Here is a 24,766-nt window from a genome sequence, read left to right on the forward strand (position 1 = left end):
CGTGGATATCGCAGCGTTCGCGCCACTCGCGCGGTTGGGCGCAGCCGGGGCGAGACCATGCGGATGGTGTCGCACACCGTCGCGCGTACATGCCGTCCGTGTGCGCCGGTCATCTGCACGAACGTGCCGTAGTCGGTGCGTGCCGGGTGCGGTGGCTGCACCAGATCCTCGGCTCCTCATCGACCGGTATGGCGCAGTAGCCGTCGCGGGCAGGGGACGCAGGATAGAAGAGCGGGACCTCGACCGTGGGACCGTGGTGCAGCAGCGGTCGGACGAGGGTCGTGGTCTTCGACTCTGCCTCCGCCGACGGCCCCTTGCCCAGATAGACCTGCAGATCCGGGTAGCCGTCGAAGGCGCAGGGCGTGGTGCTGGCGTTGGACGCGCTGAGCAGGGCCGTCGGCTCCTTGGCCGACGTGGCGGCGAGACGTGCCAGCCGTCTGCGTGAGGGTTCCTGTGGAGCGCCATCCACGTCTGTGCTCACGCGAGCCGTCGGGCTGGGCTCGTGGGCGTCCTGCCGGTACAGCGGGATGACGGCTGCTGAGCATCCGGCCGTGGAACACCGCCCGCGGCCTGCACAGAATGTGGTCCGGGGTGCTTCCCGCCAGGCGGAAGGACATCACCGGCTGAGCGGGCCTCACGAGGGCACCGTTGTCCGCTCGTCCACACGTCACGCCGCGTGTGATCGCTGCCCTGAGCCTCGGGAGCGCATGGTCCACGAAGGATTGTTGGCGATCCCTTACCACTCTCTTCCCGGGTGTGATCATCCTCCCACGTACGGTTGCCGTGCCGGCGGCGGCTGCGTCTCGGTACCTTCGATCAGACGGGGCAGCGGATGAAAACCAGTCGCCGGGCCGTACTGGCGGCCATGACGGGAGGCATTCTCGCCGGCTGCGCGGGCCCGCGGACCGGGCCGAGCAGCACGACAAGCCTCTCGCCCTCACCGACACCGGCGACCGCCACGGGCACCCCTGCATCCCGCCCCGCGACCACGGCACGCCCGGCTGTGCCCGCTGCCACCCGCGCCGACATCGTGGCCCGCTACGGCCACGCCACGCCGCACACCTGGGGCTTCGACGCACCAGGAGTGGTACACGCGCTGCCCAGCGCGGAGAAACGCCAGATCGCACTGACCTTCGACGCCTGCGGCGGCCCGGGCGGCAGCGGCTACGACCGGGCGCTCATCGACTTCCTGCGCACGCGGGAGGTACCGGCAACCCTGTTCATCAACTCCCGCTGGATCGAAGCCAACCCGGCCATCTTCCGCCGGCTGGCCGCCGAGCCGCTGTTCGAGATCGCGAACCACGGCACCCGGCACCGCCCCCTGTCCGTCACAGGCCGCTCCGCCTACCGGATCCGCGGCACCCGCAGCGCCGCCGAGGTCTACGACGAGGTCGCCGGCAATCGGGCCGAGCTCACCCGGCTGCTCGGCACCCCGCCCCGCTTCTTCCGTTCCGGAACCGCGTACTGCGACGACGTGGCAGCCCGGATCGTCACCGACTTGGGCGAGCGGTTCGTCAGCTTCTCCGTCAACGGCGACGGCGGCGCGACCTTCACCCACGAACAGGTCCGCACGACCGTCGCGTCCGCGCCCGCCGGTTCCATCGTCATCTGCCACATGAACCACCCCGAAGGCGGCACGGCCCCAGGTATCACCGCCGCCGTCCCCCTTCTCCAGGCCACCGGCCATACCTTCGTCCGCCTCTCGGACGCACTGCACTGACCGCACAACTGGCGCCCCCAGCCTGCCCAGTGCCCGGCCACCGGCCTCCCCCAGCAGGCGAGTGGGGAAAGAGCCACGCGGAGAGCGGAGAAGAGTGCGGTGCTGCCCCCCGCGGGGAGTGAGGCAGCGGTGGTGAGGCGACGGGCGGCTGAGAAGCCCTCAGACGCTGCATCGCAAGTCCACGGCGATGCCCCGCAGCCCTGATGCGTGGCCCTGACCGGCCGAGAGGCCCAACGGTCCTTGGGCTCCGGTGCCTCGGGCAGCGGATGCGCGGCGCGCTTGGCCTCGATGATCACGCGCCGGCGATCCGGTCGTCCGCGAACGCTTCCGACGCGCCGGCCTCGGGCGAGACGCGGGCCGCCGGGCACGGGCCATCGACAACGATTCCGACCATCACGCGCCGTTTCATCGGCGATGGCTCCGACGTCGGCACTTCAGCGGCACTGCACGCACCGGACGTGCCGGAAAGGTGTCCTGGCACAGCATTCGCACGTCACCGTCAGGGCTGGTCATTACAGTCAGGGCCGGGTCAGTATGCGGAGTTGACGTTGTCGATGGAGCCGTAGCGGTGGGCTGCGTAGTTGGCGGCAGCGGTGATGTTGGCCACCGGGTCGGTGACGCTCTGAGCGGTACCGGCGACGTGGTAGGCGTGGAAGGTCGGGTCGATCACCTGCAGGAGGCCCTTGGAGGGGATGCCCTTCTGCGCGTTGACGTCCCAGTCGTTCTCGGCGTTGGGGTTGCCGCTGGACTCACGCATGATGTTGCGGTGCAGGCCCTCGTAGCTGCCGGGGATGCCCTTCGCCTTCATGATGGCCAGGGACTGCCTGATCCAGCCGTCGAGGTTCCCCGACGCAGCCCCCGCACCCGTAGCGCCGGTGGAGTCGGTGTGGCCGGCGCGGGCGGGAGCGGTGACGCGGTGAGCGCTCTGCGGGGCCTCGGCGGCCTGCGCGGAGGCCGGCGTCAGCGTCAGGACGGCGGCCGCGGCGCCGGTGGTGGCCACAGCGCTCAGCGCAAGGGGACGCAGGCGGGAAGAACGGCGGATGGCAGGGATCGCAGTCATGAAAAAGGCACTCTCCTGTGAGACGTCTTCAAGGTCGCCGGCCGATGCCGGTCACGGCCCGTAGGGCGTCGGGGCGAGGCCCCGCGCTGCACAGGAGGGCATCGGGCACGAGCCGGGCGCTGCACACCCGGCCGGCCTCGTGGCTCCCGGCAACGACGGACATGGTTAGCCGCGGCCGGAAACCCACGCAAGAATGTGACGTACTACCCACATACGGAGAAGTACCCGAAATCTGCACCATTGGGGGCTTTCGGGCTGTTCACGACGCAACCCACCTACGATGCACGATAGGACGTGACCCACACCCTATGAGCGGCATCACGCACCCACCCCGATTCCCGCTCTCCAGTCCCGCCTCCTCCGAGACCACCACCCGCCCCACACCGGCCCTCCGCCGACCAGGGCAGACCCGGCGAGACCCGCACCTCGGACCCGCACACGGACAGTCCGGCTGACCGCTGGTCGGCCGCCCCTTCCCGCACCGGGCGGCGGCGCCCGGTCGAGCGGGTCGGCGCAGCGGGCCCAGTACGCGGCAGCGCATCGGTCCCGTGCTGCCGCGGGACCTACCGGGCGCAGGCCCACTCCTACATGGCCAGCCGTCGCAACGCGTCGCGGGATGCCGCTCGAGCCGGCCTTGCTCGGCCCAGCACGACCCGGCGGTGGGCCGGGTCCCGAGCGGCACGAAGCCCTGCGGGAGACAGCCCGCGAGGTGCACTCGGCGTGCTCCCTCTTCGTCCGGCAGCGGCGTGAAAGACCCCTCGGCCCCGCGAGCAAAGCCCCAGAAGTCAGCGTCGTCCTCATCCGAGGTCGGCGTACTTCTCCCCCTCACCACCCCGCCCTGATGTTCGCATCGCACTCCCCCATGACAGCGCTGGTCCTACCGGCGCACACAGACGGGCCGCCGACCGGCCCACGCCCTGACCATGCGGAGGCCCTTTGACGAGTCACGGATCCCCCTTGACCCGGGAGAGTGAAGCCCGGAGAAGTGCCGTTGTGTGCAAGCAGTGTGACCGTGCGTCCGAGTGGGCCACCGAGTGCCTTTCCTGTCCGCGCTCGCTCTCGGTTCTGTGCCGGCCTGGCGTAGGGCTGTCTTGTTCTCGGCAGTTCTCCGGATTGGTGTCGGAATCCTGTCGGCGGGATGTCGGTGGAGGTTGCGACCTTGGGTGGGTTGGCGCTTCCCGTGAGCCACGACCCTGAGCGTTAGGAGCCTGTCATCGTGACTTCCGCATCGCAGAGCCGACCGTGGGACGTTCACCGGTTGCCGTGTGCCGAGGGCAGGATCTTCCTGGTCACCGGAGGTAACGCCGGGATCGGCTACTTTGCTGCGGAGCAGCTTGCCGGCACCGGCGCCGTCGTCATCCTCGGCAGCCGGGACCGTGCGAAGGCCGATGCCGCCATGGTCTCGATCCGCTCACGAGTCCCCGGCGCGCATGTGCGGCACCTTCAGCTGGACCTCGCCGACCTGTCGTCCCTGAGGACCGCCGTGGACAGGCTGGAGCTCGATCATCTCGACGCGGTGGTCTACAACGCTGGGGTCGCGCTGGACGATCCGCCGCGTCGAGAGACCGAGGACGGCCACGAGTTGATGTTTGGCACCAACCACCTCGGCCACTTCGCGCTGACCCAGTGGCTGGCTCCCCTGCTGTCCGCGGCGCCTGCGGCCCGCATCGTGACGGTCGGAAGCTTCGCTGCGCGGTCCGAGCGACTGGACCTCGGCGATCTGCAGTCCACCCAGGACTACCGGCCCAAGCGCAGCTACGGCCGATCCAAGCTGGCGCAGATGTGCTTCGGCTTTGAACTCGATCGCCGCTTGCGTACTGCCGGCAGCACGGTGCTCAGTGTGGTGGCCCACCCTGGCGGCGCACTGGACTCCCTCACCCCGTCCCGCCCGCCGGTGGGCGGGACGACCCTCGGCGAGCGGCTGCGCGCCGTGCCCCTCGCGGTCGTGGTGCAGGGCAAGGATGCCGGAGCATGGCCCGTCGTCCGTGCCGTCCTCGACTCGGCGGTGCAGGGAGGGCAGTTGTGGGGGCCGAGGGTCTTCGGTCTGCGTGGCATACCGCGGCGTGAGCCCGTCCCCTCTCATATGGCCGATGCGGCGGTCGCCGCACGCCTGTGGGCCGTCAGCGGTGAGCTGGTGGAGGCCGATCCGGACCTCGGTTTTCGGTAGGCCCGCAGCCGCGATCAGCGGGACATCGGGTGGTCGACTGTCGTGTTCTGCCCGGCCAACGCCGGCGGCGACCCTCAGTGTCTCAGCAACCGACTACCAGCGACGCGCCGGCGTCGATCGTGTCGGCCAGCGGGGTGGCTGTGCCCTCCCTGCGCAGTTGCCGGTCCGGTCCAGCCGGGCGCTCACCCGAAGCAAGCGGGCGGCCCGGAGCGGTTCTTTGCGCTGCTGATGCCGTTCATTCAGTAGTACTCACGCATGATCTCGGTGGACCATGCGGGCGGGCACACCTCGCCCGTCGGGCCGAACTCGGCCATATCTTGGATGCCCCTGTGCCGGCGTCAGCTCCTCGATCCGTCAGGAAAGCGGGCTGTGGTGCAATCCGTAGGGCGGTGATGCGCCGGCTTCCTTCCATCAGGCGGATGGGCTGACCCTGGGCCAGGGCGGGAGCCTTCGAGACGCTTCTGGTAGACATCGCCCAGGCGATCCCGGAGCTGGGCATGGCGGAATTGGTAGACCGCGCCGACCCGGCGCAGGACGCCTCGCTCGTAGGCATCCTGGAGGAAGGCATCCAGGTCCCTCGGCAACCTTCCCGTCAGGGGCAACCACATTCGGGCCAGGACCGCCCAACGCCCCCAGGCGGTCATGGTGCCGGTCCCGAGCGCGATCACGGACCCGGCCACCCATCCGGCCCCGAGTCCGGCCACGGCACTGCTCGCGAGCCCGAACACGATCCCGTATCCGGAACCGATCACGAGCGCGATAGTGAGTAGCTGTTTGAGAACGGTGGTGCGGCTCGTGTGCAACAGAATCGAGGGGTTGACGAGCTTCTCTCTCGGGATGACCGTCTCGAACCCGGCTCCGAGCGCGGCGATGAGCCCCATCGCGAAGCCCAGGCCGATCCCGCCCACGAGGTTCTCCCCCGATGTCAGCGCGATCACGGACCCGGGACACCCCAGGAGGGCCGTGAAGGCCGCGCTTCCGAGCGCCCACAGGAGCCCGAACAGGAGACCACCGGCGAGCCCGCGCGTGACTCTGGGGCGGAAGCTCTCCCGGAGTCTTGCCTTCGTCCCGTTCTCTCTCCAGCCCTGAAGCGTGACCTCCATGAGCGACGGTTCGAACATCGGTCCACCGACGTCCATCTTCGTGACGAACCCGTGCATGAGCCCGAAGGTCAGACCCACCGCGAGGCCGTTCGTCGGGCCGGTGAGGCTTGCCACCACGAGCCCGTTCACGGGTCCGTACAAGAGCCCGCTTTCAGCCCCGTAAACGAGCCCGGCCACAAGGCCGGACGCGATTCCGACCGTCACGCCGACCCACAGCATGCGCCAGCGCAGTTTCACGGTGGCCCCCAGCCGCCACCATTCGATGTCCTGCGTTTCGAGCTCGGTCAGATGTGCTGCGAGGTAGCCGAGCCAGTGCTGGGCGCGTTCGGGATCCCAGCGCCGGTTTTCCTCTGCTTCGGGTTCTGCTTCGGGCTCGTTGGGGAGAGAGCGGTCGTAGGCAGTGCGGATGTAGCTGTCCAGGAGGTGCTTCTCAAGGGCTTCTCGGGTGTCGAGCTTCTTGGAATTCAGCAGGTCCGACGGGTCACGGTCGGACAGTTCCGATGGGTCAGAATCGGATTCGTAGACGAACCGGGCAAGTGTGACCATCAAGGGGGTGGTGAGCACGGCGGCGAGATTGGCACTGGCCTGTGTGCGGCGGCTCAACTCACTCAGGACGTAAGCCCACCCGGCCTGGGGGGCAGCGTCCACACCGTCGGAGGGAGGTGTGCCGGTGGCCTTGTGCAGGTATGCGACCGAGTCGTCCAGTTTGAGGTCGATCAATTCGATGGCGGCCGCGGAGGGCACCACATTGGTTGCTTTCGTGGCAGCTTCGAATTCCAGGGGGCGACTGGTCACGAGCAGCGGCAAGGTGCTGCTGTTGAGCGCTTTCAGCGCGCGTACGTGCAGACCGACGGCGATCTCATCGAACCCGTCCAGGATCGGGAGCACCAAATTGGCACCCACCAGCGCGGCGGCCCACGTCTTACCGCTGGGACCGGCCTCGGCGAGAAAGGGATAGTCCCGCTTCAGCCGGCCGGTCAACCAGCGTCGCAGCGTAGTGCTGGGATTCCATGATCCGAGACTGAAGACCACCGGCACCGGCGCTTTGCCGGCGCGGGAACGCGCTTTCAGGCGGTTCAATGCGAATTGAAGGGCCAGAACGCTCTTCCCTGAGCCTTCCCGTCCCAGCACCATCAGCGAGCGGGGCTCTGCCCGCTCATGAACGGCCATGATCTCGTCCAGTTGACCGGCCAGGTGCAGCGGAGGAGCATCCGCATCCTCACCCGTGGCGCCGCGGATGCCTTCCCCGCTGCCGGGCCCTGTGCCGGGCACCGGTTGCCAGTGCACAGTCAGCGGGCTCCCATCCTGTAGCCGCAGCTGTTCCTCCTCATGCTGCAGGCGCGCGCGGACCTCGTTCGCGAGCAGATCGGCCTTGTAGGCCAGCTCCTCATCGACGGAGGGGCGCCCGGTGCGCACTGCCCGCACGAGTCGATCGGCCAGCTCGGCCAGCGCGCCCTCGGCAGAGACCCCTCCGGCGAAGAGCACGTTGACCGCGTAGTCGCCGGTACTCGAAATACCCGAGTTGTCACGCCCAACCGAGATCGACCGTTCACCGTCAGCCTGGTCAGGGGCGCGAACGGAGTGGTCCTGTGGATCGGGCCCGGCGTTCATCGGTGCAGATTGTTCCGTGCACCCTCGCCGGTGGAGATGATCCCCGTGTTGTCCCTGCCGACTGCCACGCTACGCGTGCCGGTGGCCTGCACGGCAGGGCGCTCAGTCAGCATCGCCGACAACTCGCCGGCAAGCTGGGGGTCGTCCCTCAGGACCTTTTTGATCTGCCAACGCAGTGCGCTCAGTACGTCCGGATCCTCACTGCTCTCCGCCAGGTCGGTGACGGCGGCCTCGATCGACGCTGTGTTGGTGTCACGGTGCAGGATGCGGGCGAGCAGCCGCTGTCCAAGCCGCACCGTTGCTCCGGCCGCTTCGTCCTCGGCCCTGGTCAGCACGCCGACGCCGTACGCGCCCGCCGCCGCTTCAACTACGGGCATGATCTGGCCAAGCAAAATGTCGATCTCAGCCAACAGAGGCCCCCCCTTTTTCGCGCAACCTAGTCGGCTTTTAGAGTAACCACACCTGTGTTGACGGTCAGTCGGTTCGGCCGGCGATACGCCCCCGTGACGTGATCGGCAGTGCCCACACCGGAGTTGCCGCGTAGCGCCTCCTTCGGTCCCTCGCCCAGCACGCCGGGTTCCCACAGCACGGCACGCACGGCATCAAGGTCGACGCCGCCACCCACGCCCTGGCGAAATAGGACGCCCGGCCGGACACGGTGCAGCGGTGGGCTGAACAGGCCATGCGAGAAGAGCCTCTCCCGTGTCTGAAACGGCTCGCTCGACGGTGGTGCATGTCTTGTACCGATCTTCGTCGAAGCCGGAAGGGTGGGCCGCTGGGTCGGGCCAGGCAATGGTCGGCACAGCGTCACGCAAGTGACATCGCCATCCGGATCGCGAACGCCGCCTTCGCCGCCCGGAGCACCGAACTGTGGGGCCAGGGCCAGACCGCGGGCGCCTCCGACGCCGTCCATGTGCGCGCCTACGACCAGAACCCGTTCACCGAGTGGCACTCGCGCTGCGGCGGCCGCGTCCCACCGCCCTTCCGTAATCGTCATGTCGCTGCACTGGCACTGCCTTGTGAGGTGTCTTCCTCGGAGTGCGGCTTCAGGGCGCCCCGCCCGCGCGTACGGTCCATCTCGCGCCACTCCCGCCGTAGTCCAGCCAGGTTCGTGGTGAGGAAGTACGCGGTGCCGCAGGCGAGCAGCACCGGCACGAGTCCGGCAGCGGTCACGGCCGCCCCGGCGAGCAGCCCGCCGAGAGGGATACCGGCCCAGGCCAGCGAGTCACTGAGCGCGTTGACCCGGCCCAGCATCCGGCGCGGCACCCGTTCGACGAGGACGGCCCCCAGCACTGGGTTGACGAAGCCGGCACCGAACCCGCTGACCGCGAAGACTGCCAGTACCACCCCCAACGGGGCGCCGAAGGCCAGGACCAGGAACCTCGGCGCTCCGGCCAGCAGGAACCCGGTGAGAACCACCACCCGCCGCCGCAGCCGGTGCGCGACCACCGCGGCGATCAGGCTCCCACCGACCGCCGCGGCGCCCATGACGCTGCCCATCAGGCCGATCGCGGTCGGCCCGTTGCCGGACTCCCTGGCCCAGACGGGTACGAGCACCGAGGTGGAGGCCGCGTCCAGCAGGTTGGTGATGCCGACCATGACGACCACGGTGAGCAGCAGCGGCTGTCCGCGCAGAAAGGTGAAGCCCTCGCCGAACCGCCGCCAGTAGCCCGGTTCCGTCTCCCCGGCCTGCAAGGGGGCTTCCTCGACCGCGTGCCCCATGCCACGAGGCAGCGCGAGTTTGATGATCACCGATCCGAGGGCGAAGCAGCCCGCGTTGGCGGCGAGCCCCGTCAGGGGACCGAGCAGCGCCACCAGGGATCCGCCGAGCGCCAGGCCGACGGTGGAGGCGAGCCGCTCGATCACGCCGGAGAGACCGGTGGCCCGCTCCAGCGGCACCCGACCGCGCTCGGCCGCCTCCGGGACCATCACGTCCTTGGCCAGGTCGCCGGGTCCCCGGGCCGCGCCGATCAGCGCGACCAGGGCCAGCAGAAGGGGAAAGGAGAGCAGGTCCAGGGCGTGGAGCAGGGGAACCGCGGCGGCGGCGGCCGCGCTGGCAAGATCGGTGGTCCAGGAGACGGCCCGCGGGCCGATCCGGTCCACCAGCGGGCCGGTGAACGCCTTGACCACCACGTAGGGAGTCATCTCGCAGAAGGCGGCCAATCCGGTCTGGGTGGCGCTGCCGGTGGTGACGAGGACGAACCAGGGCAGCGCCACGACGGAGATCCGCGTGCCGGTCAGCGACACGGCCATGGCCGCCAGCACTCCGCCCAGCGGCCGTAAGGACCTCCTGCCGGGTATGCCGCCGGCCTCCGAGGCGTCGTCGGTCATGACGTCGCGCCTCCTTCCTCATCGTGAGGGCCGGACGGGAGCGACGACGCGGCAGGCGCATCCAGTTCGGGCAAGATCTGCGTGATCACGGCGACCCGTTCGGCTCCCTCGGGGGCACTTGCCGCCGTCTCCGGCGCGTCTCGCCGGTAGCGCGCGATGACCTCCGTCAGCTCCCGGTACAGGGCGGTGGCTTCCTCGGACGTGAGCCGCAAGGCCCAGTCGCTCATGTCGAAGGTGTTCCGCCATGCGCGGGGCATCGTCTGAAGCTCGCTCAAGGTCTGCTGGGTGCGCAGGGTGTAGGTGGCGGCGACGGACTGCTGGTAGGCCAGTGCGGCCGCGGGCTCCCGCTCGGCCAGCTCCGGATCGTTGAACCAGGTGGTTCGGTGCACCGAACGCCACCAGCGCTCTCGCGCGTTGCCGCGTTCGGTGTCCTCCTCGACGAAGCCGGCCGCGCCGAGCTGCCGGAGGTGGTAGCTGGCCGTACCGGAGTTCACGCCCAGCCGCTCCGCGAGGCGGGTGGCCGTCGAAGGGCCGTACTTCCGCAACAGCCCGACCAACTGCACGCGCACCGGATGCGCCAGGGCACGCAGCCCCTTGGCATCCAGGACAACCGAGTCCCCTTCAACGTTCAGGCCGTCCGGCCTCTGTGCTGCATCAGCCATGCGACACACGGTAGTCCACGAAGAGTTCTTCGCAAAGAGTCCTTCGCGAAGAACCGTTTGCGGTCCAGCTCGCCGGCAAGGCGCCACTGCTCATCCGGGGTGTGTCCGGATTTTGGCCCACAAGAAGATATTCGCTTGCGTACCCTCGTCGCTCGGGTCAACGTCGCGTGACACCTGACGAAGGCAGAGAAGATGACCACGCAGACCCACCCCGTCGACCACGACCTCATCCGGGCGGCGGAGCACGTTGCCCGCACTCGCTGCCGGGGCGACAACCACACCATGGCAGCCGCGGCCCGCGCCCAGGACGGCCGGATCGTCAGCGCCGTGAACACCTACCACTTCACGGGAGGTCCCTGCGCCGAACTGGTCCTCATCGGCGCGGCAGCCGCCCAGGGTGTCTACGAGCTCGACACGATCGTCGCGGTGGGAGACCGTGACCGAGGAGTTGTTCCCCCATGCGGCCGGTGCCGTCAGGTCCTCCTCGACTACTTCCCGTCCCTCAAGGTCATCGTCGGCGAAGGCGACCGCATCCGGACCGTCCTCATCACCGACCTGCTGCCCGAAAGCTACGTCTGGGCCGACCACCAGCTCGACGCTGAGTGAACCGCTCCACCCGGCACGATCTGGCACCACTGGCCGACAACCGGGCGAACCCTGCCCGGACGCGGCGCTCGAAACCGCCCGTGGAGGGGCCATGGAGGGGCCGGGGCCCCGGGTGGTTGTTTCTCAGTGTGCTTCGGGCGGTCCGCCGCAGACGGTGCAGACGCCGGGGCGCAGGAGCACCTCGCAGCAGGTGTCTCGCAGAACTCTCGCGTCCGGACATGTGTGAGAGGCCGAGGGTGCGGTGCGCAGTGCCGTGGCAGCGGTGGTGCGGCGGAACGTACCCGCCGTGCGGCTCCGTGAGTCAGCAGGCTGCGGGCGCAGTCGGTGTCGGTCTCAGGGGCCGGGAGCGGCTGCCGGCCCGGAGTGTTGTGTGCCTTGGCCGTGCTGTGCCGGTTGCGGGGTCCGAGGGCCGGGGCGATCCCGCTCATGGCCCGGGTTGCTGCGGACGGCGGCGTCGGGGATCCGGTGGGTGGAGACTCGCCGGCCGTCCTCGCCGATTTCTTCCTTGAGCGTGCGGGCCGTGTCCAGCATCCGGGTGAACTCTCCTGTGGCGAGCAGGCGTTCGCCTGCGGCCTGGGGGGAGGTCATGGCTCGGATGTGTATGTCGGCGAGGTCGCGGACATCCGCGATCTCCCGGCCGATGCGCGGCACTGTCCGGCCGCTTCGGAAGCCGTCAGCTTCCCCGCCGTGATCGTCACGCCGCCACCAGTGACGGCCTGCCCCGACCGGCCGGTACGGGCGCGATCGGGGCGGTTGTGCATCTGCCGGCCACCGCCGTCGAGGAGGGCCGGGACCTGTCCTCGATGCGGGGCGTCCCGGCCGACACCGCCTACCGTCCACTGCCGGCCTGACGGCCCGGCCTCACTTCAGGTGCCGGGTGAAGAACCGGGCTCCGTCGTCCACCTCGAACCACGGGGTACCGGCGTGCCCGCCCAGATTGGCGTGCAGCGTCTTCTCCCTGGCGCCGAAGGCGTCGAACAGGTCCAGGACCGGCTGTCGTTCCATCCCCTCGTCGTCCCACTGCAGCAGGAACTGCAGCGGAATGGCGACCTGCCGGGCCTCCTCGCGCAGGGTGTCGGGCACGAAACCCTGGCCGAAGAAGACGGCGGCCGAGATGCGCGGCTCGACCAGCGTCAGCCGGATGCCGATGGCGGTCATTCCGTCGTACCCGACCGGGCCGTCGATCTCGGGCAGCGAAAGGAGGGCGTCCAGGGTGGTCCGCCACTCCGGGACCGCCTTTTCGACCAGCGGGAGGATGAACGCATCGACGATCTCGTCGACCGGCTCGCCGGCTTCCAACGCCCGGCGGAGGTCGGCGCGGGCCTGCTCGTCGACGGCGGAACGGGGCCGGTCACCGTGCCCGGGTGCGTCGATGGCGGCCACCGCGAAGCCGTACTCCGCCGCGTAGTGCCGGGCTCGGGCCACCAGTCGCGGGAGCCGCTTGTGCAAGCCGCCGTTGTGGCCGATCAGGATCAGCGGGGCCGGTGCGGATCCCGGCGTCCACAGGACGCCGGGGATCTCACCGAGGGTGAATTCGCGTTCGAGGACGCCGCTGTCGAGGCGCTGTTCGGAAGTCGTGTGCATGGTCGTGCCTTTCGGGAGTGCTCGTGAACGGCGCTCCCGGACGACCTATCGCCCGACCGTGACCCCTGAGGGGAGCACCCATGTTGATACTGCGTTCACGGGTACCACCTCCTCGTCCTCTCGCACGGCCTCCAGAAAGCTAGCAATGGTCGCCGAGGTCCTCCAACAGGTTTTTCGGAAGCTGCCCGGCCGGATGCCACATGGCTCCGTTCACGAGAACCGACGGCGCCCGTCCACGAGTTCGGGAGCGGGGGGCGTCCGCCGGGAATCGACGTATTCCCCGGCTCGGACAGCACCGACTCCCGGCCCCGTCCGGGCCCGGGAGTCGGTCGGCGGACGGTGCTGGACGTCAGGAGACGGGCGGCCTGCCGGCGACTACCGTGGCTCCGCATGACCCCCACCGAGATCGAGATCACCGCAGAGCTGGTCCGGGATCTGCTGCACGACCAGCATCCTGACCTGGCAGGTCTCCCTGTGAGGCTCGGCGCGCGCGGCTGGGACAACCAGCTGTGGCGACTCGGCGACGACCTCGCCGTCCGGCTGCCCTGGGCGACGCTGTCCGCGGACGCGCTGCTGCGTAAGGAGCACGAGTGGCTTCCCGCACTCGCTCCGACTCTTCCCTTGCCGGTCCCCGTCCCGCAACGCCTCAGCGAGCCCTCCGAGCGGTTTCCGCGGCCTTGGATCATCACCACCTGGGTGCCGGGAACGCCGGCCGACCGCGCCCCCGCTACCCGCGCTGCGGATGCAGCCGACATCTTGGCAGCCTTCCTGACCGCTCTTCACCGGCCTGCCCCCGACGGGGCGCCGGCCGGCCGCGACCGTGGAGGGCCGCTGGCCGACCGGGCCGAGGGGTTCGCTCAGGCGTTGACCTGGGCCACCGAGTCGGGTCTGATTCCCGACCCGGACGCCATCCGCGCCGTCTGGGAAGACGCCGTTGCCGCGCCCGACTGGACGGGGCCGCCGCTGTGGCTCCACGGCGACCTGCACCCGGCCAACGTCCTCACCGCGGACGGCACCTTCTGCGGCGTGATCGACTTCGGCGACCTCTTCGCGGGCGACCCGGCCTGCGACCTCGCCGCCGCGTGGATCCTGCTGCCGGACGGCGTCGCCGACCGCTTCCACGCCGCGTATCGACCGCTCCCAGACCCGGCGGCCCTTCGCCGCGCCCGTGGATGGGCGGTGCTGAAGGCCCTCGCCTGCATCTCCATCGGAGAGGCAGGCGTTCGCGGCCGTCCGGGCGGCAAGCGCACCTGGGGCCCACCCGGGCACGCCGCACTGCGCCGCCTCACCGCTGCCCAGCACCGAGGATGACCTGCCGTCCCGGCGACGTCCGGCGCCCGCGAGCTGCTCCCCCCCTGGAGCCCGGGTTTCCTGCGCGCATCGCTCCCGTTGAGGACACCCTCCGCCCCGGCCGGCTCGCCCTGGGATCCGAGTCGCCGGCCGGGTCCGCCGTGTCCCGCCACCTCGGCGAGGAGCCACCGGCGCGCTCCTCGCCGCCCACCGGCGGATCCCGGCGGCCCCGCTTCCGGCCCCTGGCTCGGGGAGAGGTACCCGTACGAGCGCCCGGTCGTGACCCAGATGGCCCGACCTGGCGGGTCCGACGCGGCGACCGAACGAGCCAGGGCTTGTACAGTTGCGCAAGGAAGCAATAGTGACGGCAGGTCCGGCATGCCCGGCCCGCACCGCCGTCTGCGTGGAGGGTGGGCGGAGTGCTCCGCAACGGTTTGGAACCCTGGCACCTACTGGTCGTCGCGATCGTCATCATCGTGCTCTTCGGCTCGAAGAAGCTGCCCGAGGCCGCACGGGGGCTGGGCAAGTCCATGCGCATCCTCAAGAGCGAGGCCAAGGCCATGAAGGAGGAAGGGAGCGCCCCTTCCACTGCCGCCCCAGCCGAGAGCGCCACCGGCGAGCCCGCGGGGCGGGCCATCCGGGCCGCTCCCGGTGAGACCACGACGGCCCGTCCGGCAGCCGAAACCAACCCGGCCGGCTGAGTCGTACCGGTGTGGCCAGGCCGTGTTCGAGGCGGCCTGGGGTGAGTGACGACGGTGTCCGGGAGCACGACACGCAGGCGGCCGCGTAGCCGCGGAAGCCGGAGGATCCCCATATGACCGGTGCGAACAGCTTCACCGTCTCGGGATACGGCCCCGAGCGCCCCGCGTGGATGCGGCTCCTCGCGCGCGATTCCACAGCGCGCCGGCTGGACTGGCCGATACTGCTGTCGGCCCTTGCCCTGTCGCTCATCGGTTCGCTACTGGTGTACTCCGCCACGCGCAACCGCACCGCGATCAACCAGGGCGACCCGTACTACTTCCTGGTCCGGCACCTGATGAACCTCGGCATCGGGCTCGTCCTGATGATCGGCACGATCTGGCTGGGCCACCGCGCCCTGCGCAACGTGGTGCCAGTTCTGTACGGCCTTTCACTCCTCGGCGTGCTTCTGGTGCTCACCCCACTCGGTGCCACCATCAACGGCAACCGCAACTGGATCGTCCTGGGCGGCGGATTCTCGCTGCAGCCCTCGGAGTTCGTGAAGGTCACCATCATCCTGGGCATGGCGCTGCTTCTCGCGGCGCAGGTCGATGCAGGTGACAGGAAGCATCCGGCCGGCCGTACCGTGATCCAGGCCCTGGGTCTGGCCGCCGTGCCGATGACGGTCGTCATGCTGATGCCCGATCTCGGCTCCACGATGGTCATGACGGTCACCATCCTGGGCGTGCTTCTCGCTGCCGGCGCCTCCAACCGCTGGGTCTTCGGCCTGCTCGGCGTGGGTGTCCTCGGTGCCATCGCCGTGTGGCAGATGCATGTCCTGGACCAGTACCAGATCAACCGCTTCGCCGCCTTCGCCGACCCGAGCCTGGACCCGTCCGGAGTCGGCTACAACACCAACCAGGCCCGCATCGCCATCGGCTCCGGCGGCCTGACGGGAGAGGGTCTCTTCCACGGTGCGCAGACCACCGGCCAGTTCGTTCCGGAGCAGCAGACCGATTTCGTGTTCACGGTCGCCGGCGAGGAACTGGGCTTCGTCGGCGGGATGCTGATCCTCTCCCTGATCGGAGTGATCCTGTGGCGGGCATGCCGCATCGCCCGCGAGACCACGGAGCTGTACGGCACGATCATCGCCACCGGGATCGTCGCGTGGTTCGCCTTCCAGTCCTTCGAGAACATCGGCATGTCGCTCGGCATCATGCCGGTGGCGGGCATTCCGCTGCCGTTCGTCTCCTACGGCGGTTCCTCGATGTTCGCGGTGTGGCTGGCGGTCGGCCTGCTGCAGTCCATCCGGGTACAGCAGACGAGGCTGTGACGCGACCGCCCTCGCGACGATCGCGACACGTACGGGTTCGTCGCCGGCGGCCGCTGCCTCGCGCACCTGCGGCTCAACCAGCACCTGCTGACCTACGGAGTCGGGAACGTCCTGTGCCGCAAGTCGGCCGACCGGCGGATCGCGAGGAGGGCCTTCCGGCCGGTGGAGATGTGGTGATCCACACCGAACCGAAAGGCCCTCCGCCACTCGGGATCCCTCAGCCGAGATCCGGCTCGCCCGTCCACGACCTCGCCGGACAGAACACCTAGCTCACCCTCACGGCCACCGTCGAAGACTCCGCCGACGCGGGCGGGATGCGCGTCCAAAGGTCAGCGACACCGCCCGCCGTCCGCCGCCGATGCCGGCCGCGGACGTCAGCGCTGCCGAGACCCAGTTCGTACGGCCGTGAGACCCCTCGTTCACGGGCGTGGCCGGCAGGCATGCACAGCGGGCGGAGGCCTCGTGGGTGAGGCCCTTGAAGATGGCGGCGCCGAAGGTGGAGCCGGACCGGCTGACGACGGGCGGCCGGGCGGGGATCCGGGCCGCCTCCCTGGCGGCAGCCGGACGCCTCAGTGTCGTCGGGTGCGCAGGGACCCGGCGGCTGTCGCACCTGGGCGATGACGTCGCCCCGCCGGGTGCCCGGTCCCCCACGGGCGGCGCGCCACGCCGGCCAGGACTCCGGGACCTCGGCGAGCGGCCAGCGCGGTGCGGACAGAGGGCTCGTTCCGAGCCAGGGAGAGCAGAAGGCCCACGGCGTACAGGGCCGAGATGAGCGCGCTGCCGCCGAAGGAGAACAAGGGCAGGGGCACACCCGCGATCGGCACCAGTCCCAGGACACCGCCGATGTTGATGGACGCCTGCACGGCGATCCAGGTGACAACCCCTCCGGAGGCGAACCGGACGAAGGGATCGGCGGTGCGGGCGGCGATCTGCAGCCCGCCCGCGCACAGCGCGGCGAGCAGACCCAGCACGGACAGCGTGCCCAACAGACCGAGTTCCTCTCCGGTGACAGCGAAGATGAAGTCGGTGTGGGGCTCCGGCAGTTGCCCCCACTTCTCCACACTCGCTCCGATGCCGTCGCCGAACAGCCCGCCGGTGGACAGCGCGTACAGGCCGTGCACCACCTGCCAGCACTGGTCACCGGGGCCTGGGTCGCTCGCCCCGAGGCAGGCGAAGCGGGACACCCGGTGCCCGCTGGTGGTGATGAGCACGCCGGCGAGCACTCCTGCCCCCGCCAGCACGGTGACGAACAGCCGCAGTGGCGCTCCGCCGATCCACAACAGGCCCAACAGCACCGCGCACAGGATGACCGCGGTACCCATGTCCCCGCCCAGCAGCACCAGGCCGACCAGCAACAGCCCCCCGGGTACCAGCGGCACCAGCAGGTGTTTCCACTCGCCCAACAGGTGATGGCGTTGCTTGCGGGCCAACAGGTCCGCGCCCCACAGAACGAAGGCGAGCTTGCCGAACTCGCTGGGCTGGAGCACGAACGGCCCGCCGAGAGCGAGCCAGTTGGTACTTCCGTTGACCGTCCGCCCCAGCCCCGGCACCTGCACCAGCCCCAGCAGCAGCATGACTGCGGCCGAAAGCGGATAGGTCAGCAAGCGATGCCATCGCACCGGCATCCGCCCCACCGACAGGAGGAGCACCAGGCCAATCGCCGCCGCCAGAACCTGCCGACGCAGGTAGAACGTCGACGGCAGCCCGTAGCGCAGGGCCTGGATCTGGGATGCCGAGTACACCATCACCAGCCCCAGCCCCGCGATCAGAGCCGCGCTGCCGGCCACCAGGTAATACGCCGTCATGGGGCGGTCCCAGACCCGCCCCGCCTGCAGCGCCCCGCGATGCAGCACGCCTCGCCACGGGCCGGGCATTCCTCGCGCGCGCCCACGGTGCGGCCACTCCCCTGCGTTCCCTGCCCGTTCAGCCCCTCGGGCTTCGGGTGTCACCGTGTCGCCCCGGGAACGAGGTGTTCGCCTCTCCACGCGGACACTTTAAGAGTTGCGCATCTGTTTAACCTTCGCGGCGCGCGAGCGGATCGCGATCGCCGTGACGCCGGCGACCGCGAGCACGCTGACCGCCGACCACAGCGGCGACCCGGCGTGCCCGCCCGTTGCCTCCTGCGCCGCCGAGACGGTCGAGCCCGCCTTCTTCGGCGGTCCGACCGTGGAGCGAGGCGGGCAGCGCGGCAGCGCCTGCAGCAGGATCGAGACCGCGTGGACAAGCCCCGCTCGTGTCCGGCGGCAGGGGGGTGCAGCTGGGCGGTGAGCGCCGGGACCACCGGGCGGCCAGGAATGCCGCCGCGCGCCCTTTCAGCGTGGAAAGCAGGGGCATCCAGTCCATGCGCCGCAGCTTGTCCGAGACGACACGACCGCGCCAGAGCTTCTCGGCAGGCTGTGTGAACTGCACGGAATGCGACAGCGGAAGAGCGGGTGTCGGCGCTGCCACTCGTGTCACCACGGACGGTGGTACGGCCGCGACGGACGGGCCACGGTGAGCAAAGCCCGGGTGCGGAGGGAGTGAGAGGCCAGTAAGACCTCCATCGGGTTCAGTTCCGGTTCAAACTGCGTACATGTCGGGCGGCGGATACTCCGCAAGATCCGGTATGCGCGCTGCGCCCGGATCACTCCGTTTCCCGGAGCCCGAGAGGCCGTTCATGCTGAGCACCCCCACGAAATCAGCGGTCAGGGACGGCGGCCCGCCGTCCGTCGCCCCGCCCCGCCCGCGCACCGACCGGTACGAGCGTCCGGTGCTGTCGGGCATAGCCGTCCTCGCGGCCTTCCTGACCCTGTGGGGACTCGACCACAGCTCGTACCACGGGTTCTACGCCGCCGCGGTCCGCAGCATGACGGACAATCCGGTCGCGTTCTTCTACGGCTCCTTCGACCCCGGCAACTCCCTCACGATCGACAAGCTGCCCGGCTTCCTGTGGCCTCAGGCCCTGTCGGCGCTGGTGTTCGGCTTCCACCCGTGGGCCCTGGTGGTTCCGCAGGCCCTGGAGACCGTGGCCTCGGTGATCCTGCTCCATGTGCTGGTGCGCCGCTGGGCAGGAGTGCCGGCCGGACTGCTGGCGGCGGCCTTCCTGGCCCTCACCCCGGTGATGGTCGGCCTCGGCCGGTCCGTCACCGAGGACGCGCCGTTCGTCCTGCTGCTGCTCCTGGCCGCCGAGGCCGTGCAGCGGGCGGCCGAGCGGGGCAGGACGGGCCCGCTGCTGCTCGCCGGCTTCTGGGTGGGCGTGGCCTTCCAGTGCAAGATGCTGGAGGCCTGGGCGGTGCTGCCCGCCCTCGCCGGCACGTATCTCGTCGCCGCTCCCCGGAGCCTGCGCCGCCGGCTCCGCGATCTCGCGTGGGCCGCCGTGGTGACGTTCGCGGTGTCGGTCTCGTGGATGCTGGTGGCCACCCTCACCCCGGGCTCCGCGCGTCCCTATCTCGACGGCACCACCGACGACTCGGCCTTCGGCCTGGTCGTCGGCTACAACTTCCTCACCCGCTTCCACGCGGTGGGCATCGACGCGGCCGGCACCGGAAGCGTGGTGCCGAACGAGATCCTGCGGGTGGCCGGGACCAGCCCCGGCATGGGCAACAGCACGTGGAAGATGTTCAGCCCCGGGCTCGCCACGCAGACGGGGTGGCTGTACCCGCTGGCCGCGTTCGGGCTGGCCGGGGGCGCGGCGGCCCTGTGGCGGCGGCGCGCGGCCCGTACGGACCGCGCGCTCGCGGGCCAGGTGCTGTGGGGCGTCTGGCTGGCCACGTTCTTCCTGGTCTTCAGCTTCGGCAGCGTGACGGGGCACACCTACTACATGGGCGTGGTCGCGGTGCCGCTCGCCGCGTTCGCCGCGGTCGGCGTCGTGCGGGCCCGGCGGGCGGGCCTGCGGGGCGGCCGGCGGATCTGGGTGCTGCCGGGGGCGCTCGCCGTGAACACGGCCTGGTGCGTGGCGCTGACCCTGTGGTACCCGCGGTTCTTCCCCTGGTCGGCACCGATCGCCGCCGCCCTCGCAGTGGCCGCCCTGGCGCTGACCGCGATCCGCCGCCGGCCTCGTCTCGTCACCGCGGGCCTGGCCGTGGGACTGACCGCGGTCCTGTGCGTGCCCGCCGTGTGGTCGGCGTCGGCGCTGTCACAGCGCTACAACCAGCCCGGCTCCCTGGCCCGCGTCGGCCCCAGCAGCCACCGTCCGGGCAACCCGCTCGCACGGCTCGACCCCGACCGGCGGCGGCTGCTGGCCTACCTCACCGCACACCGCCACGGCGCCGAGTACCTGGCCGCGATCCCCGGATGGTGGTCCGCCGCGCCCTTCATCATCAGCGCCGACGCGCACGTCCTGCCCATGGGCGGCTTCACCGGGCAGGTCCCGTACCCCTCGTCCGCCCGCTTCCACCGGCTGCTCGACACCGGCCGGCTGCGGTACGTCGTCCTGAGTGCCACCGACATCCACCGCGGCCGCCGGCACCGGGACACCACCCTCGTCGGCGGCCTGGAGCGCTGGACGGCCGGACACTGCGCGCTCGTGCCCGCGGCCGCCTACGGGTCCCGCGGCCGGTCGCGGGTGGTGCTGTACGACTGCGGCGGGCACCTGCGGAGGTGAACCGGGCCCCGGCGGCCGCCGGGGCCGGGCTGGACCCGGTGGACGGCCGAGGACCGTGGTGCTGCGGGAGGGTGGCCTCCTGCAGGGAGGCGTACCGGGCGAACGGGGGAGGCCGCGATCGCCCGGGAGGCCGAGCTCGGTCACATGTTCCTGCCGGAAGGGTGGGGACGGGGGTGCGCCACCGAGGCGTGCGCAGCGGCACTCGACCGGTTCACCGGCGTGCTGTCCGGCGAACCGAAGGTGCTCTGCACCCAGATCGCCAACGACCGCTCGATGCGCCTCGCGGCGAAACCGGGATTCACCGAGGTCGAGCGACTCGCGGAGAACAGCTCCGGGCAGCGGCTCGGCGTGTGGTCCTCGGGTCGCGCCGTCCGGCCGAGTCCCGGCCCGCCCCGGGGCCGTCGGAGGGCACTCACCGACGGCCGGCACCGGCAGCCGCCGGCAGCTCAGCCGCCGGTCGCCGCGTTGATCAATTGCACGGGCGCAGGTCGAAGACTGGCGTGCCGCTTCACCCCGATACGGATCGCACGTGGCGGGTTCGACCTCGCCCATAAAGGCTCCGCCGACCGTGCGACCATCGCCGCCTCACTGCTTGATGAACTCCTTGACACATGGGCGCCGGGCCAGTCCACTGACACTGGCGATCGGCGGGGGGCCTGATGGACTCGGATGCGGACGTGACGCAGCAGAACTCGGTCCCGCCCCCGGAGGGACCACCCGGCGCATCCCGCAGTCCCGACGGGTCGGGCCTGCGAACTCTCCGCCACGGTGCATGGGCAGGAGTCACGGGCCCCATCCTGTTGATCACCTATTTCACCGTCCCGGCACTGACCGGCTGGCCCTACGCCGGCGCTTCCCCGCAGCGGCTGATCATCTACGCGAACAGCCACGGTCTGCTGTTCTACGCAGGCGGATGGCTTCAGGCCACCGGCGCGACGCTGTGCATCCTGTTCTTCCTGACTCTGCTGAACCGCAGCGGCACCGCCCTGCACATGGCCGGGCTCGTCACCCTCGTCGGCTGTGCCCTGCTGCTCGCGGTGGTACTCGTCGAGGCCGTGCTCCTGGAAGCGATCCCCGCAGCCGCTCACGCGAAGGACACCGCCACGGTCGCGACCGCCTTCGCCCTGAGCAACGGCGTTTTCGCGCGCATCTTCCCGCTGGCACCCGCCCCGCTGCTCTTCATCGGCATCGGGTACGCACTACGGCCCGTTGTGCTGCACAGGAGGTATGCCGACTCCGCCAAGGTCATCGCGGCCCTGTTCGTCGTCGCGGGTGTCGCAGCCGTCTTCGGCACCCCCGGGCTTGTCTTCGCCATCATCATGTCGGTCGTACAGGCCATCTGGATCCTGACCGCCGCTGCCGCCCTCGGCCTCTCCTCACGCAGAACTGTGCAGGCTGACCTCCACGAGTGACGTCGACGACGCCGCGCACCCGCGCCCCCAGGCGGTCCAGCACGGCCGATGCGACCGTGTCGGTCCACGGCGGTAACGGGCAACCACCGAAACCCTGAAACGGGTGTCGCAGGTGCGAATCCTGCCGGGGGCACAGCAAGAAGGGCCGGCTCAGGAGGGTTTCCCTCCCAAGCCGGCCATGCGTCGTTCCGGGCGCCGTGCCGCACGCGTGCCACCACGTCCGCTCGACGCCCTCTCGGACGGGGCAGCGGTGGGTACGGGCAGCCGGCTCGGCGGCGGCGCATCCGTCGTGGTCGCCGGAGAAGCCGCAGCGCGGGGGCGTGCAGGCGGCGGTGTGCTTCTCCCGGCCGCGTCCGTCGTAGGGGTGCCGAGCTGGACGGAGCCGATACGGGTGGCGCATCGGAAGCGGCGGATTGACGGCAGGAGCGGTGTCGTTCCATCGGTTCGCCGTCATTCGATCGAGGCGTTTGACGGCGAATCCAGTCGTTCAGGCTTCCTTGTCAGCGAACCTGGTCGCTCTTCGGCCCGATTCCTTTGATCCTGGTCGGAGTTCCGTCCGGGGCGAACGAATCGTGGAAGGTGAAGGCGTGCGGCGCGGGGCCGTGCTCGTGGAGGTGCTCAAGCCTGGAAACCCCGTCCTGCCAGGTGGGTGTCACGCCGTCGGAGACCCACCAGAACACGTAATTCGGGTGTCCTGTCCTCTCGAACCAGTCGTAACGCCTGTTCAGCGCCTCACGGTGCAGACCGCCGTAGACGGCGTCGAAGGCGGGGCGGAGGTCGGTCCAGAGTGAGAGGGTCGCGGCCAGGGCGGTGGTTTCCCGCGCACGGCCCTTGGCGTACCAGGTCGGTACGGCGAACTCTCCCCATGTACCCCAGTCCGCCTCGAAGAGCACGCCCCGGTCACCGTCTGCCGCTTCAGCATGAGCAAGATATCCGGGGTGCTGACTGATCTTCCGGTAGACGGCCTCACCAATGTCGTAGAACTCGCGCGTGAGAGGTGCCGGATCGGCGAGAGGTGTCTTCAGGACGCCGAATGTGTACAGAGCAAGATGGGGCATGCGTCTCTCCCTGGTCGGGGGTGCCTGGCGTGGACCCGGTTCGGTGGCCTACGCAGGGGGCGAGGGTTCGTGGGCCGTGACCGACTCGTCCCGTCGCGGCCGGCCCAGCCTGAAGGAACCCCTGTGCGACCGTGGGCGACCACCGAGGACCGGATGAAGGTAGCTGCCTCTGCGAGCCCTGTCGAAGTTGCGTTTCCCTTGTCCAAGTGGCCTCTTGCACCGGCCATTGCGGGGGCTGGGGCGCTGACGGGCGGGGCAGGGAGCGGGGTGCCAGTGATCCACTCCGGCCGATCGGTCCGCCCACCATGCCCGTCCGCGCCCCCTGTCCGACAACGCCGGGTGCCGCCGGACACGTGCGGTTGAAGAGGACGGCTCACGACCAGAAGACCGAACACCGGCTGCGGGTGCGTGCACAGACGGCGCTGCACGCCGCGCATGGACACTCCAGCGCATGCATCGCCCGGAAGACGGGGCTGCATGTGGACACCGTGCGCCGCCGGCGTGGCCGGTTCGACCAGGCGGGCCTGCCCGGGCTCAAAGACCGTCAACGCTGCGGCTCGAGGGGGCCGAGCAGCAGGAAGCGGCAGCGGCCCCGGGGAGATCCCCGGGGCCGCCTCGGGGTCGTCGAACGGTGTTCGACGACCAATGCTGACAACCGCCGACAGTTGGGTCGCGGTTCGCAGCGTTGATCGACTGCACGGCCGCAGATCAGAGACCCGGCTCTTCACTTCTTCGGCTGCCGAGCGCCCTTCGGAGGTTCAGGAGCAGCAGCCTGAGCGGTCCGTGCCGGGCTGTCCGCTGTGGAGGTCGTCGTCGTGGCCTGCGGCGATCCGTGCCCATTGCGCGGTCGGTCGTCCGTCCTTGCGGAACTGCTGACCGCGGGTCTCGTACGGTTGCGGCCAGCCCGGTGGAGAGTCCTCCCAGGTCTCCTGCCGCCCGTGGACGGTCATGTCGAGGATGCCGTAGGACGACGCCAGCGGTTCGACGCCCCGGCCGGTGGTCCAGTAGGTCTCGTAGACCCGCTCGCCGTCGCGGAGGTAGCTCGCCTTCATCCCGAAACAACGGCCTGCGAGGAGCCGTTCGTAGGACTCGGCGGGCACCGAGTACCAGGGCACGTCCCAGCCCATGAAGCGTCGGTAGCGATCGGACTCCTCGAAGGGGCCCTGGCAGAAGGCCGCGAAGGTGACGTCACGCTGATGCAGATAGGACAGCTCGCGGACCTGGCCGGTGAAGAAGGTGCAGCCCTCACACTGGTCGGCGGCGGGACGGCCGTCGTGCCACATGTGATACGAGACGAACAGCTGAGCGCGGCCCTCGAAAGCGGCGATCAGGGGGACGGCCCCGTCGCCCGTGACGAGCGGGGCAGACGGGTCCACCTCCGTCATGGGCAGGCGTCGTCGTGCGGCGGCAATCGCGTCGCCTTCCCTGGTGTGTGCCTTCTCCCGGGCACGCAGGGTGTCGATGGCGGCCAGCCACTCCCGGCGGGAGACGACCGGCGGCGTATTCACAGCAGTCATGCCCGTACTGACCCGGCAGCCCGCGAGAACTCATCGGTCGAGCCCGAGGCGG

At 70.2% G+C, this 24,766-nt stretch carries 21 protein-coding genes and 1 pseudogene; 10 read left to right on the plus strand and 12 right to left on the minus strand.

The features are described 5' to 3' along the window. Positions 1-109: 109 nt before the first annotated feature. Positions 110-469 (minus strand): hypothetical protein, encoded by a 360-nt coding sequence (locus P3H78_RS16420; protein ID WP_276109726.1) that lies wholly within the window; start codon positions 467-469, stop codon positions 110-112. A 534-nt stretch (positions 470-1,003) separates the two neighbouring features. On the opposite strand from P3H78_RS16420, the gene P3H78_RS16425 reads away from it, so the two are divergent. Beyond that, positions 1,004-1,720 (plus strand): polysaccharide deacetylase family protein, encoded by a 717-nt coding sequence (locus P3H78_RS16425; protein WP_276109727.1) that lies wholly within the window; start codon positions 1,004-1,006, stop codon positions 1,718-1,720. A 529-nt stretch (positions 1,721-2,249) separates the two neighbouring features. On the opposite strand, the gene P3H78_RS16430 is transcribed toward P3H78_RS16425, so the two are convergent. Next, entirely contained in the window at positions 2,250-2,780 is a 531-nt protein-coding gene (locus P3H78_RS16430) for a transglycosylase SLT domain-containing protein (RefSeq protein WP_276109728.1), read from the minus strand. Positions 2,781-3,996: 1,216 nt separating this feature from the next. Between P3H78_RS16430 and P3H78_RS16435 the strand changes: the two genes are divergently transcribed. After that, on the plus strand, positions 3,997-4,947 hold the full coding sequence (locus tag P3H78_RS16435) for an SDR family NAD(P)-dependent oxidoreductase (RefSeq protein ID WP_276109729.1): 951 nt from the start codon (positions 3,997-3,999) through the stop codon (positions 4,945-4,947). A gap of 338 nt (positions 4,948-5,285) precedes the next feature. Here P3H78_RS16435 and P3H78_RS16440 read toward each other — a convergent pair whose 3' ends face one another. From P3H78_RS16440 to P3H78_RS16460, 5 genes are read right to left on the minus strand one after another with little or no spacing between them, the layout of a single operon-like run. Further along, entirely contained in the window at positions 5,286-7,661 is a 2,376-nt protein-coding gene (locus tag P3H78_RS16440) for an NACHT domain-containing protein (protein ID WP_276109730.1), read from the minus strand. Continuing rightward, positions 7,658-8,071, minus strand: coding sequence for a hypothetical protein (locus tag P3H78_RS16445; RefSeq protein WP_276109731.1), 414 nt, complete (start codon positions 8,069-8,071; stop codon positions 7,658-7,660). Before P3H78_RS16445 ends, P3H78_RS16440 begins: the two co-directional genes overlap by 4 nt. Positions 8,072-8,097: 26 nt before the next feature. Then, positions 8,098-8,658: a hypothetical protein gene (locus tag P3H78_RS33535; RefSeq protein ID WP_276109732.1), complete on the minus strand. Its 561-nt coding sequence runs from the start codon at positions 8,656-8,658 to the stop codon at positions 8,098-8,100. Beyond that, entirely contained in the window at positions 8,655-9,992 is a 1,338-nt protein-coding gene (locus P3H78_RS16455) for an MFS transporter (protein WP_276109733.1), read from the minus strand. Before P3H78_RS16455 ends, P3H78_RS33535 begins: the two co-directional genes overlap by 4 nt. Then, positions 9,989-10,654: an ArsR/SmtB family transcription factor gene (locus P3H78_RS16460; protein ID WP_276109734.1), complete on the minus strand. Its 666-nt coding sequence runs from the start codon at positions 10,652-10,654 to the stop codon at positions 9,989-9,991. Before P3H78_RS16460 ends, P3H78_RS16455 begins: the two co-directional genes overlap by 4 nt. 192 nt (positions 10,655-10,846) lie before the next feature. Here P3H78_RS16460 and P3H78_RS16465 point away from each other — a divergent pair, with 192 nt between their 5' ends. Continuing rightward, entirely contained in the window at positions 10,847-11,260 is a 414-nt protein-coding gene (locus P3H78_RS16465) for a cytidine deaminase family protein (RefSeq protein WP_276109735.1), read from the plus strand. An 861-nt stretch (positions 11,261-12,121) separates the two neighbouring features. Here P3H78_RS16465 and P3H78_RS16470 read toward each other — a convergent pair. Beyond that, the gene (locus P3H78_RS16470; protein ID WP_276109736.1) at positions 12,122-12,844 is read right to left on the minus strand and encodes a dienelactone hydrolase family protein; all 723 of its coding nucleotides are present in this window, start codon (positions 12,842-12,844) and stop codon (positions 12,122-12,124) included. 390 nt (positions 12,845-13,234) lie between these two features. Here P3H78_RS16470 and P3H78_RS16475 point away from each other — a divergent pair, with 390 nt between their 5' ends. The 3 genes from P3H78_RS16475 to rodA all read left to right on the plus strand — a co-directional run bounded on the left by P3H78_RS16475 (position 13,235) and on the right by rodA (position 16,145). Beyond that, positions 13,235-14,155, plus strand: a complete 921-nt coding sequence (locus tag P3H78_RS16475) for an aminoglycoside phosphotransferase family protein (protein ID WP_276109737.1) — start codon at positions 13,235-13,237, stop codon at positions 14,153-14,155. A gap of 398 nt (positions 14,156-14,553) precedes the next feature. Then, positions 14,554-14,835: a Sec-independent protein translocase subunit TatA gene (gene tatA / locus P3H78_RS16480; protein ID WP_276109738.1), complete on the plus strand. Its 282-nt coding sequence runs from the start codon at positions 14,554-14,556 to the stop codon at positions 14,833-14,835. A 113-nt stretch (positions 14,836-14,948) separates the two neighbouring features. Then, positions 14,949-16,145 carry a rod shape-determining protein RodA gene (rodA, locus tag P3H78_RS16485; protein WP_276109739.1) on the plus strand — a complete coding sequence of 399 codons (1,197 nt, stop codon included), beginning with the start codon at positions 14,949-14,951 and terminating at the stop codon, positions 16,143-16,145. 569 nt (positions 16,146-16,714) lie between these two features. On the opposite strand, the gene P3H78_RS16490 is transcribed toward rodA, so the two are convergent. Beyond that, complete coding sequence (locus P3H78_RS16490) at positions 16,715-18,019, minus strand: peptidoglycan glycosyltransferase FtsW (protein WP_276109740.1); 1,305 nt, start codon at positions 18,017-18,019, stop codon at positions 16,715-16,717. A 782-nt stretch (positions 18,020-18,801) separates the two neighbouring features. On the opposite strand from P3H78_RS16490, the gene P3H78_RS16495 reads away from it, so the two are divergent. From P3H78_RS16495 to P3H78_RS16505, 3 genes are all read left to right on the plus strand, one after another. After that, complete coding sequence (locus P3H78_RS16495) at positions 18,802-20,727, plus strand: ArnT family glycosyltransferase (RefSeq protein WP_276109741.1); 1,926 nt, start codon at positions 18,802-18,804, stop codon at positions 20,725-20,727. 144 nt (positions 20,728-20,871) lie between these two features. Beyond that, positions 20,872-21,387, plus strand: a complete 516-nt coding sequence (locus tag P3H78_RS33540; protein ID WP_498073046.1) for a GNAT family N-acetyltransferase — start codon at positions 20,872-20,874, stop codon at positions 21,385-21,387. Positions 21,388-21,527: 140 nt separating this feature from the next. After that, entirely contained in the window at positions 21,528-22,139 is a 612-nt protein-coding gene (locus P3H78_RS16505) for a hypothetical protein (RefSeq protein ID WP_276109742.1), read from the plus strand. 235 nt (positions 22,140-22,374) lie between these two features. Here the strand turns inward: P3H78_RS16505 and P3H78_RS16510 are convergent. Together P3H78_RS16510 and P3H78_RS16515 are read right to left on the minus strand one after the other, a co-directional pair. Continuing rightward, positions 22,375-22,562, minus strand: a pseudogene (locus tag P3H78_RS16510) (mobile element transfer protein); the annotation flags it as partial. A 77-nt stretch (positions 22,563-22,639) separates the two neighbouring features. Next, positions 22,640-23,197, minus strand: coding sequence for a DUF3291 domain-containing protein (locus P3H78_RS16515; RefSeq protein ID WP_276109743.1), 558 nt, complete (start codon positions 23,195-23,197; stop codon positions 22,640-22,642). A 305-nt stretch (positions 23,198-23,502) separates the two neighbouring features. Between P3H78_RS16515 and P3H78_RS16520 the strand changes: the two genes are divergently transcribed. After that, on the plus strand, positions 23,503-23,886 hold the full coding sequence (locus P3H78_RS16520; protein WP_276109744.1) for a helix-turn-helix domain-containing protein: 384 nt from the start codon (positions 23,503-23,505) through the stop codon (positions 23,884-23,886). Positions 23,887-23,955: 69 nt separating this feature from the next. Here P3H78_RS16520 and P3H78_RS16525 read toward each other — a convergent pair whose 3' ends face one another. After that, on the minus strand, positions 23,956-24,714 hold the full coding sequence (locus P3H78_RS16525) for a DUF899 family protein (protein ID WP_276109745.1): 759 nt from the start codon (positions 24,712-24,714) through the stop codon (positions 23,956-23,958). Positions 24,715-24,766: the final 52 nt, after the last annotated feature.

The organism is Streptomyces tropicalis (assembly GCF_029269835.1).
Lineage (GTDB): Bacteria > Actinomycetota > Actinomycetes > Streptomycetales > Streptomycetaceae > Streptomyces > Streptomyces tropicalis.

What these genes read in the sequence shown, in the direction of transcription:
- P3H78_RS16520 (WP_276109744.1), top strand. Translation starts at nt 23,503, where the DNA reads ATGCCCGTCCGCGCCCCCTGTCCGACAACGCCGGGTGCCGCCGGACAC.
- P3H78_RS16515 (WP_276109743.1), bottom strand. Translation starts at nt 23,197, where the DNA reads ATGCCCCATCTTGCTCTGTACACATTCGGCGTCCTGAAGACACCTCTC.
- P3H78_RS16430 (WP_276109728.1), bottom strand. Translation starts at nt 2,780, where the DNA reads ATGACTGCGATCCCTGCCATCCGCCGTTCTTCCCGCCTGCGTCCCCTT.
- P3H78_RS16490 (WP_276109740.1), bottom strand. Translation starts at nt 18,019, where the DNA reads ATGCCCGGCCCGTGGCGAGGCGTGCTGCATCGCGGGGCGCTGCAGGCG.
- P3H78_RS16495 (WP_276109741.1), top strand. Translation starts at nt 18,802, where the DNA reads ATGCTGAGCACCCCCACGAAATCAGCGGTCAGGGACGGCGGCCCGCCG.
- P3H78_RS16460 (WP_276109734.1), bottom strand. Translation starts at nt 10,654, where the DNA reads ATGGCTGATGCAGCACAGAGGCCGGACGGCCTGAACGTTGAAGGGGAC.
- rodA (WP_276109739.1), top strand. Translation starts at nt 14,949, where the DNA reads ATGACCGGTGCGAACAGCTTCACCGTCTCGGGATACGGCCCCGAGCGC.
- P3H78_RS16525 (WP_276109745.1), bottom strand. Translation starts at nt 24,714, where the DNA reads ATGACTGCTGTGAATACGCCGCCGGTCGTCTCCCGCCGGGAGTGGCTG.
- P3H78_RS33540 (WP_498073046.1), top strand. Translation starts at nt 20,872, where the DNA reads ATGTTCCTGCCGGAAGGGTGGGGACGGGGGTGCGCCACCGAGGCGTGC.
- P3H78_RS16455 (WP_276109733.1), bottom strand. Translation starts at nt 9,992, where the DNA reads ATGACCGACGACGCCTCGGAGGCCGGCGGCATACCCGGCAGGAGGTCC.
- P3H78_RS16470 (WP_276109736.1), bottom strand. Translation starts at nt 12,844, where the DNA reads ATGCACACGACTTCCGAACAGCGCCTCGACAGCGGCGTCCTCGAACGC.
- P3H78_RS16465 (WP_276109735.1), top strand. Translation starts at nt 10,847, where the DNA reads ATGACCACGCAGACCCACCCCGTCGACCACGACCTCATCCGGGCGGCG.
- P3H78_RS16440 (WP_276109730.1), bottom strand. Translation starts at nt 7,661, where the DNA reads ATGAACGCCGGGCCCGATCCACAGGACCACTCCGTTCGCGCCCCTGAC.
- P3H78_RS33535 (WP_276109732.1), bottom strand. Translation starts at nt 8,658, where the DNA reads ATGACGATTACGGAAGGGCGGTGGGACGCGGCCGCCGCAGCGCGAGTG.
- P3H78_RS16475 (WP_276109737.1), top strand. Translation starts at nt 13,235, where the DNA reads ATGACCCCCACCGAGATCGAGATCACCGCAGAGCTGGTCCGGGATCTG.